The organism is Pseudogemmobacter sp. W21_MBD1_M6, from assembly GCF_052119585.1.
In the GTDB taxonomy this organism is placed as follows: domain Bacteria; phylum Pseudomonadota; class Alphaproteobacteria; order Rhodobacterales; family Rhodobacteraceae; genus JBGQOJ01.
The window spans coordinates 24,696-43,418 of the sequence record NZ_JBGQOJ010000012.1 but is presented as its reverse complement, the minus strand read 5'-3'; the positions used below and the strand labels follow the sequence as shown (position 1 = coordinate 43,418).

Annotated in this window: 17 protein-coding genes; 1 reads left to right on the top strand and 16 read right to left on the bottom strand. The window is 61.7% G+C overall.

Annotation, left to right across the window (positions count from 1 at the left end; genetic code table 11):
- Window positions 1-26: 26 nt before the first annotated feature.
- The 10 genes from ACEN2R_RS13005 to ACEN2R_RS12960 all read right to left on the bottom strand — a co-directional run bounded on the left by ACEN2R_RS13005 (window position 27) and on the right by ACEN2R_RS12960 (window position 10,899).
- Window positions 27-488 carry a nuclear transport factor 2 family protein gene (locus ACEN2R_RS13005; RefSeq protein WP_442042856.1) on the bottom strand — a complete coding sequence of 154 codons (462 nt, stop codon included), beginning with the start codon at window positions 486-488 and terminating at the stop codon, window positions 27-29.
- On the bottom strand, window positions 485-1,228 hold the full coding sequence (locus ACEN2R_RS13000; RefSeq protein WP_442042854.1) for a ribonuclease activity regulator RraA: 744 nt from the start codon (window positions 1,226-1,228) through the stop codon (window positions 485-487). The genes ACEN2R_RS13005 and ACEN2R_RS13000 overlap by 4 nt, the downstream gene beginning before the upstream one ends.
- A complete protein-coding gene (locus ACEN2R_RS12995; protein WP_442042852.1) occupies window positions 1,225-2,760 on the bottom strand; it encodes a UxaA family hydrolase in 1,536 nt (511 codons plus the stop codon). Before ACEN2R_RS12995 ends, ACEN2R_RS13000 begins: the two co-directional genes overlap by 4 nt.
- A gap of 2 nt (window positions 2,761-2,762) precedes the next feature.
- Window positions 2,763-3,839 carry a mannonate dehydratase gene (locus ACEN2R_RS12990; RefSeq protein ID WP_442042850.1) on the bottom strand — a complete coding sequence of 359 codons (1,077 nt, stop codon included), beginning with the start codon at window positions 3,837-3,839 and terminating at the stop codon, window positions 2,763-2,765.
- A gap of 12 nt (window positions 3,840-3,851) precedes the next feature.
- Window positions 3,852-4,562 carry a ribonuclease activity regulator RraA gene (locus tag ACEN2R_RS12985; RefSeq protein WP_442042968.1) on the bottom strand — a complete coding sequence of 237 codons (711 nt, stop codon included), beginning with the start codon at window positions 4,560-4,562 and terminating at the stop codon, window positions 3,852-3,854.
- 11 nt (window positions 4,563-4,573) lie between these two features.
- Entirely contained in the window at window positions 4,574-5,764 is a 1,191-nt protein-coding gene (locus ACEN2R_RS12980) for an L-talarate/galactarate dehydratase (RefSeq protein WP_442042848.1), read from the bottom strand.
- A gap of 7 nt (window positions 5,765-5,771) precedes the next feature.
- Window positions 5,772-7,502 (bottom strand): L-arabinonate dehydratase, encoded by a 1,731-nt coding sequence (araD, locus tag ACEN2R_RS12975; protein ID WP_442042846.1) that lies wholly within the window; start codon window positions 7,500-7,502, stop codon window positions 5,772-5,774.
- 5 nt (window positions 7,503-7,507) lie between these two features.
- Complete coding sequence (locus ACEN2R_RS12970) at window positions 7,508-7,630, bottom strand: dihydroxy-acid dehydratase (RefSeq protein ID WP_442042844.1); 123 nt, start codon at window positions 7,628-7,630, stop codon at window positions 7,508-7,510.
- Between the two features lie 11 nt (window positions 7,631-7,641).
- On the bottom strand, window positions 7,642-9,717 hold the full coding sequence (locus tag ACEN2R_RS12965; protein WP_442042842.1) for a TRAP transporter large permease subunit: 2,076 nt from the start codon (window positions 9,715-9,717) through the stop codon (window positions 7,642-7,644).
- Between the two features lie 141 nt (window positions 9,718-9,858).
- Complete coding sequence (locus ACEN2R_RS12960; RefSeq protein WP_442042840.1) at window positions 9,859-10,899, bottom strand: TRAP transporter substrate-binding protein; 1,041 nt, start codon at window positions 10,897-10,899, stop codon at window positions 9,859-9,861.
- Window positions 10,900-11,068: 169 nt separating this feature from the next.
- Here ACEN2R_RS12960 and ACEN2R_RS12955 point away from each other — a divergent pair, with 169 nt between their 5' ends.
- Entirely contained in the window at window positions 11,069-11,800 is a 732-nt protein-coding gene (locus ACEN2R_RS12955) for a GntR family transcriptional regulator (RefSeq protein ID WP_442042838.1), read from the top strand.
- A gap of 5 nt (window positions 11,801-11,805) precedes the next feature.
- Here ACEN2R_RS12955 and ACEN2R_RS12950 read toward each other — a convergent pair whose 3' ends face one another.
- The 6 genes from ACEN2R_RS12950 to ACEN2R_RS12925 are packed head-to-tail and all read right to left on the bottom strand — an operon-like array spanning window position 11,806 to window position 18,714.
- Window positions 11,806-13,212: a hypothetical protein gene (locus ACEN2R_RS12950; protein ID WP_442042836.1), complete on the bottom strand. Its 1,407-nt coding sequence runs from the start codon at window positions 13,210-13,212 to the stop codon at window positions 11,806-11,808.
- A gap of 35 nt (window positions 13,213-13,247) precedes the next feature.
- Window positions 13,248-14,288 carry a DUF475 domain-containing protein gene (locus ACEN2R_RS12945; protein ID WP_442042834.1) on the bottom strand — a complete coding sequence of 347 codons (1,041 nt, stop codon included), beginning with the start codon at window positions 14,286-14,288 and terminating at the stop codon, window positions 13,248-13,250.
- A gap of 7 nt (window positions 14,289-14,295) precedes the next feature.
- Window positions 14,296-15,252, bottom strand: a complete 957-nt coding sequence (locus ACEN2R_RS12940) for a 2-hydroxyacid dehydrogenase (RefSeq protein WP_442042833.1) — start codon at window positions 15,250-15,252, stop codon at window positions 14,296-14,298.
- Window positions 15,249-16,880 carry an ABC transporter ATP-binding protein gene (locus tag ACEN2R_RS12935; protein WP_442042831.1) on the bottom strand — a complete coding sequence of 544 codons (1,632 nt, stop codon included), beginning with the start codon at window positions 16,878-16,880 and terminating at the stop codon, window positions 15,249-15,251. Before ACEN2R_RS12935 ends, ACEN2R_RS12940 begins: the two co-directional genes overlap by 4 nt.
- Window positions 16,873-17,790 carry an ABC transporter permease gene (locus ACEN2R_RS12930; protein ID WP_442042829.1) on the bottom strand — a complete coding sequence of 306 codons (918 nt, stop codon included), beginning with the start codon at window positions 17,788-17,790 and terminating at the stop codon, window positions 16,873-16,875. Before ACEN2R_RS12930 ends, ACEN2R_RS12935 begins: the two co-directional genes overlap by 8 nt.
- Before the next feature lie 9 nt (window positions 17,791-17,799).
- A complete protein-coding gene (locus ACEN2R_RS12925; RefSeq protein ID WP_442042827.1) occupies window positions 17,800-18,714 on the bottom strand; it encodes an ABC transporter permease in 915 nt (304 codons plus the stop codon).
- Window positions 18,715-18,723 lie beyond the last annotated feature (9 nt).

Here is an 18,723-nt window from a genome sequence, read left to right as displayed (position 1 = left end):
CAGAATTTCCGTCTTTGCCGCAATGGTCAGTCGCGCCCGTCTACGACCGGCGGTGCCATGTGATAGCCGCGCCCGCCATAGTCGAACCCGTGCAGTTTGTTCACCGCATCGGCCTTGTTCACCGGGCTGGCGTAATAGGCGCGGATCTCGGTGATTTTCGTGATGTCATCGTTGAAAATATACCACTCGTCGCCGCGCAATGCCTCGTTCAGCTTTGTTTTCCAGTGGGTCCATTCGATCACCGCCTCGCGCCCAGAGGCATCGCAGAGCACCTTTTCGATGGTCCATTTCGACCCCATGTTCTGCACGCACCAGACCCAGCCATCGGCAATTGCCGCCGCCCCGCGCCACGGTGCGCCAGGCAATCCCGGTGGGAAATAGTGAACCCCGTCAGGCGTGAAACAGTCGATCAACCCCTGACGGTCGCCCGCATTGCACATGTCGAAATAGTGGCGGATCAGGCGCTCTGCTCTGGCGGCCCGGGTCATAGCGTGCCCCCTGCGGTTTTCCATGCCTCGAACTCGGCCAGTGTTTCGTCACTGGCGGGGTAATTGCCCCAAAGGCTGCCACCCGCGTCGATCTTCGTGAACAAAAACGCCTCGCGCAGTTCCTGATCATAGGCGGTGTTGGCCACATCTTCGGCCAGATGCCGCGGAATGACTGTGACGCCGTCGCTGTCCCCGACGATGATATCGCCGGGATACACCGCCACTTCGGCGCAGGCGATGGGCTGCTGCATGTCGATGGCACGGTGATAGGACGGGCGGGTGCTGGCGACATTGGCGCGGCAATAGGCGGGGAAATCCATCGCGGAAATCTCTGTCCCGTCGCGGAACGCCCCGTCGGTGATCGCCGCAGCCACGCCTTTGCGCATCATCCGCGTCATCAGCATATTCCCGGCCGAGGCCGCGCGCACGTCGTTGCGGCTGTCGATCACCAGAACCTGTCCGGCCCCTATCGCCTCGACGGCTTCCCATTGCACATTGTCCGCGCCGCGCTTCTTCAGGTCGCCCAGATCCCAGTCCTTGTCCTCGCGGCTGGGGATGAACCGCAGGGTGAATGCCTCGCCGGCAAAGCGACCGGCGGCCTTGTTCAGCGGCGTTAGCCCGACCATGAACTGTTGCCGGTAACCTCGGCGGAACATCTGCGTGGTCAGGGTGCCCTGCCCGCATTTTTTCAGCCGTTCAAGCGTCGCCTGCGGCACCGCGACAGGGTCGCTTCTGGTCATGCCAAAACCCCGATCTGCCATGGCGCGAATTCCTCTTCGCCGACGCCAAGCGCCTCTGATTTGGTTTTCACGCCCGATGCGATTTCCAGAAACTTGGCAAAGATCACCTCGCCCATTTCATCCAGCGTCTTGTCGCCGTCGATCACGGGGCCACAGTTGATGTCCATGTCTCCGGTCATGCGCCCGTACATCGGCGTGTTGGTCGCCAGCTTGATCGTTGGCGCCGGAAGCGACCCAAAGCAGGACCCGCGCCCGGTGGTAAAGGCGATCAGGTTCGCGCCACCCGCGATCTGGCCCGTGGCGGACACCGGATCATAGCCGGGGGTGTCCATGATCACGAGGCCATGTTCGGTGACCGGTTCGGCGTAATGGTAGACCTCGTTGATGCCGCTGCTGCCGCCCTTTTTCGACCCGCCCAATGATTTTTCGATGATATTGGCCAGACCGCCCGCGTTGTTTCCGGGCGACACACGCCCGTTGATCTGCGTGTCGCGGCCACGGTTGTATTCCAGCCACCAGTTGATCCGCTCGATGAACTTCTGACCGACGGCTTCGGTTTTGGCGCGGGCGGTCAGCGTATGTTCGACGCCGTAAAGTTCCGGCGTTTCCGACAGGATCGCAGTGCCGCCGTGGCGCACCAGAATATCGACCGCCTTGCCCAGCGACGGGTTCGCCGACAGGCCCGAAAACCCGTCAGAGCCACCGCATTGCAGACCCACCATGATATGGCTTGCCGGGGCGGGCTGGCGGACCATCTTGTTCGCCTCGACCAGCATCTCGCGGATGATCTTTTTGCCTTCCTCGATCGCGGCGGCGGTGCCGCCCGCGTGTTGCATCGTCACGGTGTGCAGCATCTTGCCGGTTGCAAGGCTTTGTTCTTCCATGAAAACGCCAAGGTTGTTACGCTCGCAGCCCAATGAGCAGACCAGCGCGCCGGCCGTATTGGGGTGCCGGATGTACCCCGCCAACGTGCGGCGCAGCAGGTCCATCGGCTCTCCGGTCATTTCCATGCCGCAGCCCTGCTGGTGCACAAAGGCGACGACGCCGTCAACGTTGGGATACTCTGCCATACGCTCTTCGTCGAAATACTGGCTGATCTTGCGCGCCACCGTGGCAGAGCAATTCACGGTGATGAACAGCCCGATGTAGTTGCGCGTTCCAACGCGGCCATCGGCGCGGTGATAGCCCATGAACTGCGCCCGCTCGTCCTCTGGCAACAGGGTCGTCGGCAGGTAATCCTGCGTATAGCGATAGTCTTTCTGGAAATCGTCCATCAGCACGTTGTGGCTGTGCAACCAGGTGCCGGGCACCAGATCTTCCGAGGCAAAGCCGATGGTGGTATTGTATTTCTTGATCGCCTCGCCCTTTTTGATCGGACGCGTGGCAATCTTGTGGCCCAGCGGCACCTCTTGCAGGGTTGTGACGCCCTCTGTCGCAATCAGCGTGCCCACGGCGATCGGCTCTCTGGCGACCACGACATTGTCGGCGGCATCAAGCCGGATAACGGGGGATTTCTGGTCTGTCTGGGTCATGATCATACTGCCTGTAATAGTCCGCGTGTGTAGCCAAGCGCGAAGGCGAAAAACCGTTCGCGCGCTGTGTCCAGATCAGAGGCCGGAACATGGTCGGGGCACAAAATACCGCTGTAGCCGACGGCGCGGTAGGTGCGCACCGCCTCGGCCATGTCCACATCGCCCTCGTCCGGAAAACATTCGGAAAAGTCGCAATAGCCGCCTTTGATGTTGCGGAAATGGACCATGAATATCCGGTTGCGCCCGCCAATCCGGCGGATCGCATCCATAACGTAGGGGTTCGGGTCGGTGGCCATTTCCGCAACCGTGCCCTGACAGAAATTGATCCCGTGCACCGCACTTGCAGGGGCAAGGTCCAAAAACCGTTCCATCCCTTCGATAGAGCCGACGACATGTTCAACGCCGTTCAGCCCCCCCTTGGGATAGGCCGGATCATGGGGATGACCGGCAAGCCGCAGGCCGACCTGTTCGGCGGTGGGCACGATCTCTTCGACAAGACGGGTCAGCGCCGACCAGACCTGCGGTTCCGACAGGCCGGGAATGTCTGTCGCCATGACCTGACCCAGCGCCTCTGTCGTGCCGGTGGCGTTCACGGCAATGTCGGCGCCCCTGGCCCCGCCACCCGGATGGCCGACGCCCCAATAGCTGTGCGCCCTGTCGCCCTCGGGGGAATAGTCCACCGCGCGAAACGCGCTTTCCAGCACACCCCCGCGACCGCGCCGCCGACCCGTGCGGGTGATGCCAACCATCTGGACGTTGTATTTCAGCATCTCCAGCCCGCCCGCAGACGCCGCACGGATATCGGCGCGCATCTTGGCCGCCCGCGCCGTTGCCCGTTCCGGCTCGTGCACGCAATCCAAAAGGAACGATCCAAGATCAAGCGAGATACATTCCACCCCAAGACCGAAGCCTTCGATCCAGCGGCGATACTGCGCGACCTTATCAGCGTCCCAATGGCCATCCGGCCCTTCAAGCCGGGTGTTCGGGCGCGTGTCCAGCACCACGCGTTCCACCCCCAACTGCGTCGACAGACGCAGCCGGTCGGCAGAGGGGTTGATGATCTGTTCACCGATATACATGTCGTTGTCCTATTAGCGGCCGTTCGCCTTGCGCCATTCGGCAAAGCGATCCAGATTGCTTTCGTCCGTCGCAGGGTAAAGCCCGATGATCGACTGACCCGCCTTGACCTGCTCGACGGCGAAATCCTCGTAGGCTGTCATCTCGACCGCCTCGGTGGCGATCTCGTCCGCGATACCGGCGGGGATCACGATCACAGAGTCGTCGTCGCCCACAACAATATCACCGGGAAAGACCGCCGCATCGCCGCAGCCGATCGGGCCGTTGATCTCGATTGCCTCGTGCAGGGTCAGGTTCGTCGGGCTGGACGGGCGGCTGTGATAGGCGGGAATGTCCAGTGCGCCGATCACCATGCTGTCGCGGAAGCCGCCATCGGTGACAACACCGGCCCCCCCGCGTACCATCAGGCGGGTGATCAGAATATCGCCGCTGGATGCCGCGCGCGCATCCTTGCGGCTGTCCATCACAAGGATCGACCCGGCGGGGCATTGCTCGACCGCCTGACGCTGCGGGTGCATCGGGTTGCGGAACTCTGCCAGCGTGTTGCGGTCCTCGCGGGCGGGCATATAGCGCAGGGTAAAGGCGGGGCCGACCATATTGCGGCCCTTGCGGGCAACCGGGCGCACATCCTGTATGACCTGATTGCGCAGACCGCGCTTGAACAACGCCGTCGCCAGTGTCGCGACAGAAACGCCCATCAGTTTTTCACGGGTATCGGGATTCATCATGTATCCTTTCAGGGCCGTTTGCCCAAAGTCGTTTTGGATTTGGTCCAGCCGCGTGCCTCCTGCGACACGGTAAAGCCAAGACCGGGGCGGTCTGCGATATGCATCCGCCCGCCTTCGATATGCAGGCGTTCGTTGAACAGCGGTTCAAGCCATTCGAAATGCTCGACCCAGGGTTCCGTCGGAAAGGCCGCCGCCAGATGCAGGTGCTGTTCCATGACCATATGCGGGGCAAGGTTGATCCGCGCCGCCTCGGCCAGGTTCATCACCTTCAGAAACGGCGTGATCCCCCCGATACGGGGCGCATCGGCCTGCAATATATCCGCGCCACCCGCCGCAATCAGTTGCGCCACTTCCTCGACGCTGGTCAGCATCTCGCCGGTGGCAATGGGCGTGGACAGCGCACGCGCCAGTTCGCCGTGACCTTCATAATCGCGGGCATCCAGCGGCTCTTCGATAAACACGAACCCCATGTCATCCACGATCTTGCCAAAGCGCATCGCGGTCGGGCGGTCCCATTGCTGGTTGGCGTCGATCATCATCGGCACGGCGTCGCCCAGATGGCTGCGCAGCGCGTCAAGGCGGGCCAGATCCTCCATCGGGTCGGGCTGGCCGATCTTGACCTTGATCCCGCCGATCCCCCGCGCGAACGACGCGGCGGCGGCCTCTTTCATCTGCTCGACCGTAGACGACAGATATTGCCCAGACGTATTGTAAACTCTGACGGAATCGCGGTGCGCCCCCAACAGCTTGGCCAGCGGCAGCCCGGCGCGGCGGGCCTTCATATCCCACAGGCAGCTGTCGAAGGCGGCAATCACCTCGTTTGCCAGACCCGACCGCCCGATAGAGGCGCCGCGCCAGGCAAGCATCGACCAAAGCCGCGAGATATCGTTCGGATCCTCGCCCAGCAGGCTGTCGCCGATCTCGGCGGCATAGGCGAACATCGCAGGTCCGCCGACGCGCAGGGTATAGGAAAACCCCATGCCGTCGAAGCCGTCATCGCTGGTCATTTCGACCAGCAGGATATCGGTCGTGGTCAGGGGTTTCTGCCGCCCTGTCAGAACCTTGGCATCCGAAATTTCGCCGCTCAGCGGCACCACGACATGCGAGATGGTGATGCCGCTTATGCGGTCCTTGCTGGCCACACCACGGGCAAGGCCCGCAGCCGGAGGATTGGCAGCGATCAGTCGTTTACGTTGCATGAGGCCCTCAGTTGATCGCGGGTTCGGGTGTTGGTCCGCCGAAATCGGACCGCAAAAAGTCAAAGTCGCAGCCCTTGTCGGCCTGCTCGATATGCTTGCCGAACATCTGGCCGTAGCCACGTTCATAGCGCGGTTCGGGGGCAACCCAGGCCGCGCGGCGCGTTGCCAGTTCCGCCGCATCAACCACCATGTTCAGGCTGCGGTTCGGGATGTCCAGCTCGACGATATCGCCGGTTTTCAGCAGCGCCAGCGGCCCGCCGATATAGGCCTCTGGCGCCACATGCAGCACACAGGCCCCAAAGGACGTGCCCGACATCCGCGCATCCGACAGGCGCACCATATCGCGGTGACCGTCTTTCAACAGCGCCTTCGGCATCGGGATCATGCCCCATTCCGGCATCCCCGGCCCACCCTGCGGCCCCGCGTTGCGCAGCACCAGAACCGTGTCGGGCGTCATCGGATAATCGGGGTCGTCGATGATGGTTTTCATCTCGGCGTAGCTGTTCGCCACCAATGCGGGACCGCTGTGTTTGTGGAACTTCGGATCACAGGCGGCGGGCTTTATCACCGCGCCGTCCGGGCACAGATTGCCCTTCAGCACCGCAAGGCTTCCCTCGTGGTACACGGGATTGGACAGCGGGCGGATCACGTCGTCATTGAAGACCTGCACGGCGTCCAGACCTTCGACCAATGGCCGGCCGGTGACGGTAATCGCCTTCGGGCTCAGCTTTGGCTCGATCTGTTTCATCAGGGCGCGCAGCCCGCCCGCGTAAAAGAAGTCCTCCATCAGGTAACCCTTGCCCGAGGGCCGCACATTGGCCAGCACGGGCGTCGTGCGGCCGATGCGGTCAAGGTCGTCCAGTTCCAGCGGGATACCGGCGCGGCGGGCCATGGCGATCAGGTGGATGATGGCGTTGGTGGAACAGCCGGTGGCCATCGCGACGGTCACGGCATTGTCCACCGCCTCGCGGGTGATGATCTTGTCGGGGGTCAGATCGTCCCAGACCATCTCGACGATGCGGCGGCCACATTCCGCGCTCATCCTTTGGTGGTTCGCATCGGCGGCGGGAATGGACGACGCACCGGGCAGCGTCAGCCCCATCGCCTCGGCGATTGCGGTCATCGTGCTGGCGGTGCCCATCGTCATGCAGTGGCCATAGCTGCGGGCGATGCCGCCCTCGATGCCGGTCCACTGTTCCTTTGATATGGTGCCCGCGCGGCGTTCGTCCCAGTATTTGAACCCGTCGGTGCCAGACCCCAGCACCTGCCCCGCGTAGTTCCCGCGCAGCATCGGGCCGGCGGGAAGATAGACAAAGGGAATGCCCATGCTGACCGCGCCCATCACCAGACCGGGGGTCGTCTTGTCACAGCCGCCCATCAGAACCGCGCCGTCGATCGGATGGCTGCGCAGCAGTTCCTCGACCTCCATCGCCAGCAGGTTGCGGTACAGCATTGTCGTCGGTTTCACGAAATTCTCGGACAGCGACAGCGCTGGCAGCTCCATCGGGAAACCGCCCCGTTGCAGGATGCCGCGTTTCACCCATTCGGCGCGGTCGCGAAAATGCATATGGCAGGGCTGGGCCTCGGACCAGGTGTTGATCACGGCGATGATCGGCTTGCCCTCCCAGTCTTCAGGGCCAAAACCCATCTGCATGGTGCGGGACCGGTGGCCGAACGACCGCAGGTCATCGGGTGCCATCCACCGTGCAGAGCGCAGGTCTTTGTATTCCTTTTTCATAACGCTTATCCGATACTTTTCGCAAAATAGAACATGATGAAGATGATGGCGCCGGCGATGCAGACCCCCGCCACATAGGGCCAAAGGCCGTAGCCGTTCATGTCATCGTTGCTGTCGCGTCCAATCATTGGAATTCTCCTTAGTGTGCCAGAGCTTCGGGAAGCCACAGTGCGATTTGCGGGAACATCACGACAAGGAACAGACCGAAAATCTGGATCGCGATAAAGGGCAGAACCGCCATGAAGATCTCTTGCAGGGTCACGTCCTTGGGGGCGACGGATTTCAACCAGAAACAGGCGGGCCCAAAGGGCGGCGACAGGAAGTAGATCTGGATGTTCATCACGAACAGGATGCCGAACCAGATCTTTGCCTGATCCGGCGTCAGCCCCAGTTCGGGGGCCAAAGTGACCACCACGGGGGCGAAAACCGGAACCGTGATAAAGACGATCGCGATCCATTCCATGAACGTGCCCAGAACGACCAGAACCGCCATCATCAGGATGATGGTGCCCATCGCCGACAGACCCAGCCCAAGGAAGATGTCGCGCATATACTGCCCGCCACCGACAAGGTTGAAGATGCCGACGAAAGACACCGCCCCCAGCACCAGCCAGATGATCGTGCCGACCGTGGCCATCGACCCGACCAGCGCGGGTTGCAGGACCGACCATTTGAACTGGTTGCGCACCGCCGCCACAAAGATCGACCCGACCACGCCAAGCGCGGCGGATTCGGTGACCGATGCGATACCGGCATAGATCGACCCCATCACACTGGCGATCAGGATGACGCACATGACGACCGCGATCATACGCTCGCGGCTCAGTTTGTTTTCAACGCCGGTGATCTGCGCCACCTCTGCCGCCGTCGGCGCAAGCGAGTGGTTCAGGTTCACACGGATCAACACATAAACCGCGTAGAACACCGCCAGCATCATGCCCGGAACGGCACCCGCCATGAACAGATCGCCGATGCCGACTTCGGCTGACAGCCCGTAAACGATCATGATGATCGACGGCGGGATCAGCGTGGCCAGCGCACCGGATGCGCAGATCAGGCCGATGGTCAGCTTGCGGTCATAGCCAAGGCGGAACATCTGCGGCAGCGCCACAAGGCCCAGCATCACGATCTCTCCGCCCATCACCCCGGACATCGCCGCCAGAATGACCGCCACAACGACAGTTTGAACCGCGACGCCACCGCGCAGGTTTCCGGCAAAGATCGACATCGCATCGAACAGATCTTCGGCAATGCCCGCGCGTTCCAGAATGGCGGACATCAGTACAAAGAACGGGATCGCAACCAGCGAGTAATGCTCCAGCAGACCCGCAGCATTGGTCGAGACAAGGTACAGACCGCGCGGGCCAAAGAACGCCACCGCCATGATGACAGAGACGATCAGCGTCACAATGCCAAGGGGCATACCCGTCATCATCAGCGCGACAAGGATCAGCACCATGATCAACGAGATGAAGCCAAGCGAGTGACTGCGCATGTCCAGCGCGGGGCTGGGGTCAAGCGCCGCGCCGATGCCGCTGAACCAACCCGACAGCATGCCCGCCGCGCTGTCCGCGCCCATGACAAAGGCCAAAAGCGCCGAGACAAAGTAGATGACCATCAGCAGGGCGGTGCCCTTGACGACCATCCGCCACGCGCCTGTCGCCAGCCGGTGCAGGTTTACCGTCAACTGCGCAAGATACATGAACCCACCGACCATCAGCGCCGATTTCAGCATCATCGGCATCGGCGCGTTGAACGCCGATCCGGTGCGCTCGATCATCGCGATGGACAGATAGGCGCGGTGGCTGGCATCCGCCAGCAAGAGGAACAGCGCGATAACCCCGACGATGGCCGCAAACACATCAAGCCACCAGCGCACCTTGGGGGTGGCGATAGAATGGAATACGGTGATCCCGATGTGGCGCTCTTTCATTGTGATGTAGCCCGCAGACCCCATCCAGGCGGTAGCGCACAATACCATCACAAGTTCGAATGCCCAAAGCGTTGGCGCATCGAACGCATACCGCGCGACGACCTCCCACAAGGTGGCCCCAGCCGCAAATATGTAGATGACCGAAATTGCCAGGCCAGAGAAATGGCTGATATGGTCAATGATTGTATAGTCCCCGGCAGCGGGTCCGTTCCCTTCGTGAAGCGGATCGTCTGCAGCAAGGTCTATGCTGGCGTCGTCAATGGTCATGGTGTCGTTAGACATGGCCTGGCCCTCTGGATCATTGCGGTGCACCTGCAAGGCGCAGCGTCGCGGTCCGACTATCTGAAGTTGAATTTCGCGCCGGATCGGGTCGCTCCGGCAGGCGGGTGACCGCGCCCGGCTTGGGGCGCGGTCGGTGGCGGATTACTTCAGCAAACCGGCCGTTTTCATAAAGTCGATGTGCGCGGTGTAGGTTTCCTTGGCCAGATCGGAAGAGGCGGCAAAGGCCTCCCATGCGTCCACGGCGATAACGCGGAACGCATCGCGGTCTTCCTGTGGCCAGTCGATCACTTCGATATCGCCTGCCGCCTTGTCACGGGCGACCAATGCGCGGTCTTCCATGTCAACCACACGGCGCATGTCGTTGTAGGCCGCGACATACCAGACCTCCAGCGAGGTGCGCTCTGCGGGTGTCATCGCGTCCCATGCCAACTGCGACACAGTGAACTGAAGGATCGGGGTCGAATGGATGCCGGGGAAGATCGGGAATTTGGCAACCTTGTGCAGACCGTTTGCGTCATTGTTCGCGTAGGCAGAGTTGTCAGCCGCGTCGATCACGCCCTTTTCCAACGAGGTGTAAACCTCGGAGCCGGGCAACGACACTGGGGCCGCACCGGCGCGCCTGAACACGTCAGCGGCAAGACCCTCGGGCGAGCGGACCTTGATACCCTTGAAATCCGCAACGCCGCGGATCGGCACCTTGGACACGAACGCCTCGCGGGCGTAAGCGCCGCAACCGACCACATGGATGCCGGGAACATAGGCATCATACAGCTTTTGCAGCATCTCTTTGCCGCCGCCGTTGGCACAGAATGTCTGGATCTGGTCGGCACTGTCGTAGCCCGCAATCAGGTCGCCCATCAACGCGAATGCTGCATCTTTGCCGGCGAAATAGTTGATCGACGTCAGGTCACCGTCAAGGATGCCCATGGCCACGGCCTCGGGTGTTTCGCGATGGGGAACAACGGCGCCGATGGGCAGAAATTCGATTTCCAGCGATCCGCCGGTCATTTCTTTCAGCTTCGGCACCCAGTTCTCGTTCAGAAATGCCAGGGTAAAATGGCTGGCGGTCGAGCTTGTCTGCACCTTCAGCGTCTTGGCATCCGCTGCGGCAGCAGTGGCGATTCCCAGCACAACTGCGGCAACTGCAGCTTTGGCAAATCCTTTGAACCCGTTGTTTTTCATGACGTCCTCCCAGACATTCCTGATTATGGTTTTCCACCGGAACGCGCACCGCCCTCTGGTGATGACGTTCTTATATATTAGTGTTTTAGTTGTCGCAAACGATTTTCTACCCTATATTGAAAATGGCGTGGGGGCTTGATCTTGGCTCTGGCTGATGTAGGGAATGGGCATGATGAATATGGGCAACCCGATTGCGACAGTTATGGACCGGTTTGGCGACGCAGACAGATCGTCGGCGGGTGTTTCTGCCGTGTCCCGCACCTTTGATCACCTGCGCCAGCGCATCATCAGTTTGCAGCTGCCGCCGGACGCGGTCCTGTCGCGCACGGAACTGGCAAAGCAATACGATGTCAGCCAGACCCCCGTCCGCGAGGCGATGCAACGCCTTGAGGCGGAAGGGTTGGTCAGAATCTATCCGCAGTCGCGCACCATCGTCACCCGCATCGACGCCGATCAAATCCACGAGGCGCATTTCCTGCGCGTCGCGGTCGAGGCCGAAATCCTGCGCCACCTTGCGCAACACTGCCCCGACACGGTTTTAAGCCGCCTGAAAACCATCATCATGATGCAAGAGGCGCTGGCGGGAAATCCCGACGAAATCACCAGTTTCCAGGAACTTGACGAGGTGTTCCACCAGACCCTGATGGCCGGCGCCGGTCAGGCCGGATTGCACGCGGTCCTGCGGGCCCAGTCCGGTCACCTGAACCGGGTGCGGCGACTGGATCTGCCGGGCGAAGGCAAGATCAAGCGGATCGTCGAGGATCACAAGATTATTGTCGCCGCTTTGGAGGCGCGCGACCCCGAAGCCGCCGTTGCCGCGATCCGCCAGCACCTTAGCCAGACGGTCAGCCGCGTGGACCAGCTTAAGGCAAAATACCCGGACTTTTTCAAGACCGGCTGATCCGTCTATTGCCCGCCCGTCAACACCCAGAACACCGGCACTAGCGCCAGCACCACGGCAGCCGAAAACCCTAGGTTCCAGCCCCAGGTCAGTGTTCGTCCGGGAATGCCGCCGACGCGGTTGGTCAGCAACACCACCGTGGCAAAGGGTGAAAACGTCATCGACACCGCCCAGCCGCAGGAAATCGACAGGGCGATCAATGTCGGATCGGCTGGCATAACCGGAAGGCTGCCGAACAGGCTTCCGAAAAACACCGCCATCATGATCGGGCTAAGCGCCAAAAGGCTGAACACCGACAATGCGACAGGCAGAATCGACAGCAAGACGAAATCCGGCATCGCGTCCAGCCCCAGCACGGCAGCAACGCTTTGCGCGGGGATAAGGGCGGCAGCGGCACGGCCCACAAAACCGGAACAGGCAAGGGTCACGGCAACGGGGGCCGCTTTTGGCAGGTTCTCGAAGGCGATGCCCGACAGGCGCGACAGGGCCGCGCGACGCTCTGCCGGTCCAGCCCCGCCCTGTTGGGCCACGATCCAGCCGACCAGCATGACAGGACAAGACACCATCAACCCGAAAATGATCGTGTCCCCGGCAAGCCACGCCACCGCGCCCGTCATCGCGAACAGCCAGACGCAGGCCATCGCGAACCGCAGATAGGCCCCCGTCGGGAACAGCGGCGCCTGCCGCACAATCGCCGGCCTGTAGGACCGAAACCGCCACATGTCCTCTAACGCGCCCAGAAACATCACCCCCACGAACAGCGCCAGTCCAAGAAAAATCCACAATTGGCGGTTGGTGCCGGGGATCAGTTCGACCAAGGCAAGCGGCGCAATCGCGGTGGGCGACCAGACGACGCACCACGCAAATCCGCGCAGCATCGCCGAAATCTGCCGCCGCTCGCGGATCGGGTTCAGAGGATCACCGGGCGTCGCGGTTTCAATGCCGCGCTGGATCAACGGGACCAGAAAACTGACAACACCGATGTTGAACAAAACCGCCATCGCTGCCGTGCCAGCGTTCAACGCGTAATACCTGCGGCCGGGGGGCTGGCGGGTCAGATACTCACCACAGGCCGCGACCGAAGGAGAGGTCGACGCCGCCTCGTGCAGGAGCCCCAGAAGCAGGATGAACGCCATCAGAAAGCTGGCCTGGTCCAGCGCCGATGCAAGGACCGAGACCGGGGCCGGATGAAGAGTTACCGCGACGGCGACAAGTGCAACGCACAGGGTCAAAAGATAGCCCTCGCGCAGGCCAAGACGGCGGCGCGCGCCCAGCACAACCAGACCCGCGCAGCCCCAGGCGACCCAGCGGAACACCTCGACCCCGGTCAGCCGCGCCAAAAGCTCGAATGCCATAACGGCGATCAGCGAAAGAGCAAGGCCGCGGGACGAATAAGGGACCGAAGCAAACATATGATTTCCGGGTCAAAAGGGGCGGTCGCGATGGCCTACAGGTTTTCGGCCCTGCGATTGTAACTGATCGAGGACCAAAGCGAGAGACCAATCAGCCCGACCCCGAGAGTGCCCGTCACGAATTCTGACACATGAAGCAGGGATTGCGCGAACATGATCACCGACAGTGCAAGGATCGAATAGAAGGCACCATGTTCCAGATAGCGGAATTGTGCCAGCGTCTTTCGCTCGACCAGCATGATCGTCATTGACCGCACATACATCGCCCCGATGCCCAGGCCGATCGCGATCAGGAACAGGTTCTGCGTCAGGGCAAAGGCCCCGATCACGCCGTCGAAACTGAAACTCGCGTCCAGCACCTCCAGATACAGAAACGCGCCCAAGCCCCCGGCCCGCGTCACGTCGCGCGCCTCTTCGCTCATGTCCAGAACGCGCCCCAGCATATCGACCGCCAGAAACGCCAGCAACCCGAACAGCGACGCGAACAGGAAGGTCAGCGCGTCCGCATCGGGCAGCGCCATTGCAAAGCCCAGCACAAGGATCAGCACAAACCCGATTTCCAGCCCGCGGATAGACGCGCATTGACGCAACCGGCGTTCCAGCGCGCGGATCCAGTCCACCTCCTTGCCCTCGTCCACGAAATAGGTCAGCCCGACCATCATCAGGAACGTGCCGCCAAACGCCGAAATCGACAGATGCGCCTCGCCTATGATCCGAGAATATTCGGCGGGGTTGGTCGCCGCCAGTTTCACCGCCGCAATCGGCCCTATATGCGCCGCGACCGCGACGATCAACAGCGGAAACACAATCCGCATCCCGAACACGGCAATCAGGATGCCCCATGTCAGGAACCGGCGCTGCCACAGCGGCGTCATATCTTTCAGCTTGTTCGCATTGACAATCGCATTGTCGAACGACAACGAAATTTCAAGCATGGCCAGCACAGACCCGATCACCAGAAAAGAAAGGGCGCCCGCAAGTGAGCCGGTGGTTTGCCAGCCAAGCCAGAACGCCAGAACCAGACCCGATGCCGTGATGGCAAAGGCCCAGCGAAAATACCCGAATGTCGATGTCATGGAACAGCTACCTTTGGATCTCTCCGTTGACGGGCGTCAACAGAGGCTTGCCGCTGAAGTATGCAGACAGGTTGTCAACTACAAGCTGCGCCATCGCATTGCGTGTCTCGAACGTGCCCGAGGCATGGTGCGGATAAAGAACAACGTTGTCCATTGCGGCAAAGGCCGGATCGGGGGTCGGCTCGTTCAGATACACATCAAGACCCGCAGCCCCCAGCCCACCCGACTGCAACGCCGCGATCATCGCGGGTTCGTCCACCACGGTGCCGCGTGCAATGTTGATCAGCGTGCCCTCCGGCCCCAGCGCCGCGATCGCCGCCGCCCCCACCAGCGCCTGCGTGTCGGCGCCGCCGGTTGTCGCGATCACCAATATGTCGGACCAGCGCGCCAACTCGACCAGATCGGGAAAGAACGCATACGCGGTGTCGGGTTTTCGGCTGCGTCCGGTGTATCCGACCTCCAGCCGCAGCGCCTCGCACCTATGTGCAATCGCGCGGCCGATACGGCCAAGGCCGACAATACCCACACGCTTGCCGGCGGTCGCAGAGGTCAGCGGCAGAGGCCCGTTGCGGCCCCAGTCGCCGGACCGCACCCAACGATCCCCGACGATCAATTTGCGTCGCGTCGCCAACAGCAACAGCAGCGCAATATCGGCGACATCGTCGGTCAGCACATCGGGGGTGTTGGTGATGGTCACGCCATGCTCGGTGCAGGCCGCGACATCCATCGTGTCATATCCGGCACTGGAGGACGCGGCGATTTTCAGGTTCGGCAGCTTTGCCAGCAAGGCGCGGTCCAGTACGCGGTGCCCGTTGGTCACCATCGCGGTGCAGCGGAGGCCGACCTCTGCCAGCAGGGCGTCGGGGTCGGCGGCAAGGTCCAGCCGGTGCAAGGTATAGCGGGCCTCCAGCATTTCCATCTGGCGGGCGCGGGTCGGATAGTAGACAAGAACGTCGGGTTTCATGCGGGGGTCAGGTCCTTCTTGCGTCGGTTCGCACGGCGTTCCGCCTGCACCACCGGATCGGGGTCAAGGCTGGCCGCCAACAGATCGCGGGTATAGGTTTCGCGGGGGTCGTCGAAAATCTGGCGCACGGGGCCTTCCTCGACAATGCGGCCCCCCTGCATCACCACCACGCGGTCGGCAAAATCACGCACCACGGGCAGGTCGTGGGCGATAAAGATATACGACAGCCCCAGATCGCGGCGCAGACCGTCCAACAGCTCGATCACCTGCGCCTGTATCGACACGTCCAGCGCGGATACGGCCTCGTCGCAGACGATCAGCCGGGGTTCCAGCGCCAGCGCCCGCGCGATGGCGATCCGCTGACGCTGGCCGCCGGAAAACTGGTGCGGATAGCGGTGCGCGTGTTCTGCGGTCAGGCCGACCTGCATCAACAGTTCCGCCACGCGGTCGCGCCACTTTTCCTTTGGCAGAATGTCGGGGTGGATCGCCCATGCCTCAGAGACCAGGTCATAGACCGACATGCGCGGGTTCAGCGATTGCGCCGGGTCCTGAAACACCATCTGAATCTCGCGGCGGATCGCGAACATCTCTTTCGGGGACATCGCGAACAGATCGCGCCCCTTGTAGAATGCGGCGCCCGCTGTCGGCTCTTCCAGCCGCAACAAGGTCTTGGCCAGTGTCGATTTGCCGGACCCGCTTTCGCCGACAATCGCGACCGTCTCGCCCTCCATCACGCAAAAGCTGGCGCCTTTCAGCGCGTCGAACTGGCCATAGGTTTTGCCCACATTCTCCAGCCGCAGCAGCGGCTCGTCATGGGGTCTGGCGGTGCTCGCCATCTGGCCCTTGCCGGGGGCCGCCCCGATCAGGCGTTTGGTGTAGGGGTGGCGCGGGTTGGCATAGACCTGTGCCGCAGCGCCGGTCTCGACGATCTCTCCGGCGTTCATCACCACAACGCGGTCGGCGATTTCGGCAACGACACCCAGATCATGGGTGATCAGCAAAAGCCCCATCCCGGTTTCCAGCTGCAACTCTTTCAACAGCTCCAGAATCTGCGCCTGCACCGTCACGTCAAGCGCGGTTGTCGGCTCGTCCGCGATCAGGATGTCGGGCTTGAACGCCAGTGCCATCGCGATCATCAGGCGTTGCCGCTGTCCGCCGGAAAACTGGTGCGGATAGGCGTTCATGCGGATTTCCGGTTCGGGAATACCGACGCGGTTCAGCAGCTCAAGCGCCCGTTCTTTGGCCTGCGGGGCGGGCATGCCGTGGGTCGTCATCATCTCGATGATCTGCCAGCCGACGGTATAGACGGGGTTCAGATGCGCCAGCGGATCCTGAAAGATCATCGCGATCCTTGCACCGTTTATCGCGCGACGGGCCTCTTTCGGCATCTGCAACAGATCGTCGCCGTTATACAGGATTTCACCACTGGTGATGTCCCCGGGGGGACAGTCGATCAGGTTCATGATCGCCGAGGCGGACACCGATTTCCCCGATCCGCTTTCGCCCAGAATGGCCAGCGTCTCGCCTTTGTCCAGATACCAGCTGACATTTCGAACCGCCGGAACGATGCCATGCACGGTGTGAAACTCGACCGACAGGTCGCGCACTTCCAACAGGTGTTCAGCCATTTTTCTTGCCTCCGATTTCCAGCCGCCAGCGCTGCACCGGATCAAGCGCGACGCGCATCCAGTTCGACAAAAGGTTCAGGCTAAGGGTTGTCAGGATGATCGCAAGGCCCGGCCAGAACGACAGCCACCATGCGTTCGTCAGATAGGGCCGCCCCTGCGCCACCATCAGGCCCCATGTGATTTCCGGCGGCTGGATGCCGATGCCCAGAAATGACAACGAGGATTCTGCAAGCATCACGAACGAAAAGTCCAGCGTGGCGATGGTCAGCAACGTGGGCAGAACCATCGGCAGGATATGCCGGAAAATGATCCGCCGGTCCGACGCGCCCATGACAAGGGCGGCCTGAACGAACATCCGCTCGCGCACCTCCAGCACCTCTGCCCGCGTCGTGCGCAGATAGATCGGTATGCGTGTGATCGCCAGAACCAGAATGATATTCCCTACCGACGGCGACAGCATGTAAAGCACGATCACCGCCAGCAAAAGTGACGGAAAGGACATGATGACATCGGCCAGCCGCAGGATGATCTGGCTGGCCCGCGTGCGCGAATATCCGGCGATCAGGCCAAGGGCGCTGCCAACCAGCATCGAGATGGCGACCGCGCCTGCGGCAACCATCATCGTATTGCGCGATGCCACGATGATCCGCGCCAGCAAGGGCCGGCCAAGGGCATCGCCGCCCAGCACAAACAGCCAGCCGCGGGACACATCGAAAACGGCGGAATTGCGCCCGCGCAGGTTCTGTTTGGTCGCCGCGTCATCCAGCAGCCATGGCCCCAGAATGGCGCAAAGGACGACGACGCAAAGAAAGATTGCGGCGACAAGGGCGAACTTGTCGTTCCACAGCATCCGCAAGATCTGGCGGGTGGCGGAAACGGTTTCGGTTTTAGGGGTCGTGCTGTCAGTCATTGTCATTGCCTAATACCGGATGCGGGGATCAAGCACCGCATAGGCGATGTCGATCAGCAGGTTCATAAGGAAAATGGCAATCGCGGTTACCATGATGGCGGCCAGAACAACGGTGAAATCCCGTTGCAGGATGGAATCGATCATCAGCTTGCCAACGCCGGGAAATCCGAAAATCGTCTCGACCACGACAGCGCCGTTCAGCATACCCGCCGCCTGATCGCCGATCACCGTGATCACCGGCAGCATCGCGTTGCGCAGGGCGTGGATAAAGATGATCGGGCGCGCACGCACGCCTTTGGCCCGCGCGGTTTTCACATAGGCAGAGGACAGCGCGGAAATCATCGACCCGCGCACCACCTGAAGGATCAGCCCGAATGGCCGGATGAACAGGACGGACACCGGCAGCACCCAGTGCCAGACCGAGCCCGTGCCGGAGGTCGGCAACCAGCCAAGGTTCACCGAGAACAGCACGATCGCCACGATGGCAATCCAGAAATCCGGGGCGGACGCGCCGATCAGCGACACAAAGGTCGCGACCCGGTCAAACGTCTTGCCAACCTGAAATGCGGCAATCGACCCGACGATAATCGCGGCGACGGTCACAAGGGCCATCGTCAAGGCGGCCAGCGTCAGGGTCCATGTGAACGCCTGCAAGACGACCTCCAACGCGGGCTGCGCCTTGCGGATCGACTGGCCAAAATCAAGATGCAGAACATCCCAGGCATAGCGGCCGAACTGGACCAGCAGCGGGTCGTTCAGGCCATTGATTTCCCGAAACTGCTCGCGGCTTTCAAGGCTGGCATCAACGGGCAGATACAGCGCGGTCGGGTCGCCTGTCAGACGGGATAGAAAGAACACCAGCACAATCAGCACCAGCAATGAAAGGGCGCTGGCACCGGCCCGCTTTCCCAGGAATTTTCTCAACTGATCGCT

Coding starts and splice junctions, on each gene's coding strand:
- ACEN2R_RS12955 (WP_442042838.1), top strand. CDS start 11,069: ATGATGAATATGGGCAACCCGATTGCGACAGTTATGGACCGGTTTGGC.
- ACEN2R_RS12960 (WP_442042840.1), bottom strand. CDS start 10,899: ATGAAAAACAACGGGTTCAAAGGATTTGCCAAAGCTGCAGTTGCCGCA.
- ACEN2R_RS12935 (WP_442042831.1), bottom strand. CDS start 16,880: ATGGCTGAACACCTGTTGGAAGTGCGCGACCTGTCGGTCGAGTTTCAC.
- ACEN2R_RS12945 (WP_442042834.1), bottom strand. CDS start 14,288: ATGACATCGACATTCGGGTATTTTCGCTGGGCCTTTGCCATCACGGCA.
- ACEN2R_RS12985 (WP_442042968.1), bottom strand. CDS start 4,562: ATGAATCCCGATACCCGTGAAAAACTGATGGGCGTTTCTGTCGCGACA.
- ACEN2R_RS13005 (WP_442042856.1), bottom strand. CDS start 488: ATGACCCGGGCCGCCAGAGCAGAGCGCCTGATCCGCCACTATTTCGAC.
- ACEN2R_RS13000 (WP_442042854.1), bottom strand. CDS start 1,228: ATGACCAGAAGCGACCCTGTCGCGGTGCCGCAGGCGACGCTTGAACGG.
- ACEN2R_RS12930 (WP_442042829.1), bottom strand. CDS start 17,790: ATGACTGACAGCACGACCCCTAAAACCGAAACCGTTTCCGCCACCCGC.
- ACEN2R_RS12995 (WP_442042852.1), bottom strand. CDS start 2,760: ATGACCCAGACAGACCAGAAATCCCCCGTTATCCGGCTTGATGCCGCC.
- ACEN2R_RS12970 (WP_442042844.1), bottom strand. CDS start 7,630: ATGATTGGACGCGACAGCAACGATGACATGAACGGCTACGGCCTTTGG.
- araD (WP_442042846.1), bottom strand. CDS start 7,502: ATGAAAAAGGAATACAAAGACCTGCGCTCTGCACGGTGGATGGCACCC.
- ACEN2R_RS12965 (WP_442042842.1), bottom strand. CDS start 9,717: ATGTCTAACGACACCATGACCATTGACGACGCCAGCATAGACCTTGCT.
- ACEN2R_RS12940 (WP_442042833.1), bottom strand. CDS start 15,252: ATGAAACCCGACGTTCTTGTCTACTATCCGACCCGCGCCCGCCAGATG.
- ACEN2R_RS12950 (WP_442042836.1), bottom strand. CDS start 13,212: ATGTTTGCTTCGGTCCCTTATTCGTCCCGCGGCCTTGCTCTTTCGCTG.
- ACEN2R_RS12980 (WP_442042848.1), bottom strand. CDS start 5,764: ATGCAACGTAAACGACTGATCGCTGCCAATCCTCCGGCTGCGGGCCTT.
- ACEN2R_RS12990 (WP_442042850.1), bottom strand. CDS start 3,839: ATGTATATCGGTGAACAGATCATCAACCCCTCTGCCGACCGGCTGCGT.